Here is a 2,626-nt window from a genome sequence, read left to right on the forward strand (position 1 = left end):
TTGTCAATGTTGAGTGAGTGTTTTCGCGTAGGTTAGCTGTCAACGGTTCAGATTTGCCGTAGCCGTAGGGTTCAGAAATGATGATCGGAATTTCTTCAAAGTTTTCTACTGGGGGCGGTGAAGAAACTAACCACTCTAATCCAATTGCCCGCCAAGGATTATCAGGTGCTTTCTCGCCTTGCATCCAAGAAATCACCATGTTGAAAATGAAAGGTAAAGTGGACATTCCCAACAAAAATCCGCCCAGGCTAGCAATGACATTCCAGAATTGATACTCTGGGGCGTAGGAAGCAACTCGGCGTAACATCCCTTGCAATCCTAAGGGATGCATCGGCAAAAAGTTGAGGTTAGTGCCGATGAAGGCTAACCAGAAGTGGATTTTACCCCAGCTTTCGGAGTACATCCGCCCAGTCATCTTGGGGAACCAGTGGTAAATTGCAGCATACAAGCCCATCGTCACTGTGCCGTAGAGAACGTAGTGGAAGTGACCCACTACAAAGTAAGTGTTATTAACGTGGACATCAACCGGCACGGAAGAAAGCATGATGCCTGTGATTCCGGCGAACACAAACATGATCAACGCACCTAGAGCGAACAGCATCGGTGTGTGCAGTCGCAGTTTACCTCCCCAGATAGTCGCTACCCAAGCAAATACCTTAATACCAGTCGGTACAGACACGCACATTGTTGTCATCATGAAAATCAACCGCATCAAGCCTGAGGTACCGCTGACGTACATATGGTGTACCCAAACAATACCGCTGACTAATGCAATCAAGATGGATGAAATGGCAACTACTTTGTAACCAAATAGAGGTTTACGTGAATAAACCGGGAAGATTTCTGAGAAAATCGCAAACACAGGCAAAATAATCACGTAAACGGCGGGGTGGGAGTAGAACCAGAAGTAATGCTGGAACATAACTGGATTCCCACCCTTGGCTGGGTCAAAAAAGCTAGTGCCAACTGTGAGGTCGAGTAGTAGCATCACTGCCCCCGCCGTCAGTGCAGGTAGTCCAAATAGTTGGATAATCTGGGCACTAAGCACTCCCCAGACAAACAAGGGCATTCTGAAGAAGCCCATTCCTGGGGCCCGCATCTTCACGATTGTGGTGACAAAGTTTACTGCCCCCATAATTGAGGATACGCCGGATATTGCCACCGCCAACAGCCAGATAACTTGACCATTAATCAAGTTACCTGTGGGATTCTGGAGACTGACGGGCGGGTAAGACCACCAACCGGCTTGGGCTGGGCCACCAGGGACAAAGAAGCTACCCATCATCAAAATCCCGACTACTGGCACCATCCAAAAGGCAACGGCGTTGAGGCGGGGAAATGCCATATCTCGCGCCCCAATCATCAGTGGCACTAGATAATTAGCAAAACCAACTAGGGAAGGAAATGTCCACAAAAACAGCATCACAGTGCCGTGCATGGTAAACATGCCGTTGTAGACAGTGCGATCGACTAAATCTGATTCGGGTGTTAGCAGTTCTCCCCGCATCACCATCGCAAAAATACCGCCGACGAGAAAGAAGAAGAAAGAAGTAACAAGATACTGAATACCAATTACCTTATGGTCAGTACTAAAGCTGAAGTATTCTTTCCAGTTACTTGGAGATTCGTGGTTAGGCTTCTCACTAGGGAAAATGATGCCTTCAATAGGAACATTAGTCATGGGTTACTTTCCTTTCAACCAGGAGAATTGACTAGAGTCGGTGCAGCAGGTGGAACTGTGACCCAACCAGTTTGGACTGATTGATTGGATGTTTGAGCATATTCAGAAGCTGCCTGATTATTTGCAAGCGATGGCTTTTGGGTTGCAGCTTGAGCCAGCCACTGCTGATAATCTTCAGGAGATTCGACGACTACATTTGCCTGCATCGTCGCAAAGTATGTGCCGCTGTATTGGGAATCGGTCAATCGGTATTGACCAGGGCGGATAGGAGTAAATTCAAAGTCGAGCGCATGGTTGGGAATAATATCCTGCTTGAGGCGAAATGCAGGTATATAGAAGCCGTGGAGAACGTCTTGCGATCGCAGTGCCAAACGCACCCGGCGATCGCTCGGTAAATGCAATTCAGTACTGGTGACATCTCTCTCTGGGTAATGAAAAACCCAGGCCCATTGTTTAGCTAGGACGTCGATTTTCTCAACGGGTTGTGCTAAAGCATTAGCTGATACATCTTTTGCTGCTACTGCCAATGGATTATGCAGGTGAACTAATTCTGATGGGCCTTGAATCCCCATTTGTTCGTAAACTTGGTAGCTATAGCCCGCAATCCAAAACACCAAAAGAATTGGGATCGCTGTCCAGACAACTTCTAAGGTGATATTGCCTTCAATTGGGGGTCCGTCGGTGAAGTCATCTTTGACTGCCCGATGGAAGATCACAGAATACATCAGAGTACTTGTTACTCCCAAGAAAATGAAGGCACCGAGGGTTACTAAGAAGCTAATCAAATCATCAATTAGTTGAGATTCGGCTGCTGCTTGGGGGGGAAGCCAGGAGTAAACCTGCTTCCCGATCCAGAGACTTGTAAGAGTCACTGCGATCGCGCCTGTAAGCAGCGTCAAAATATTTAAAATCTTCTGGATTTTCATGGTCATTGGTTATTGGGCA

General features: G+C 47.2%; 2 protein-coding genes. Both read right to left on the minus strand.

The features are described from left to right. On the minus strand, nt 1-1,681 hold a 1,681-nt coding region (gene ctaD, locus Q0541_RS02705; RefSeq protein ID WP_298905180.1), incomplete at its 3' end, for a cytochrome c oxidase subunit I. Between the two features lie 14 nt (nt 1,682-1,695). After that, nucleotides 1,696-2,607: a cytochrome c oxidase subunit II gene (locus tag Q0541_RS02710; RefSeq protein ID WP_298905182.1), complete on the minus strand. Its 912-nt coding sequence runs from the start codon at nt 2,605-2,607 to the stop codon at nt 1,696-1,698. Between the last annotated feature and the right edge of the window lie 19 nt (nt 2,608-2,626).

The organism is uncultured Nostoc sp. (assembly GCF_937863485.1).
Taxonomy (GTDB): Bacteria; Cyanobacteriota; Cyanobacteriia; order Cyanobacteriales; family Nostocaceae; genus Nostoc.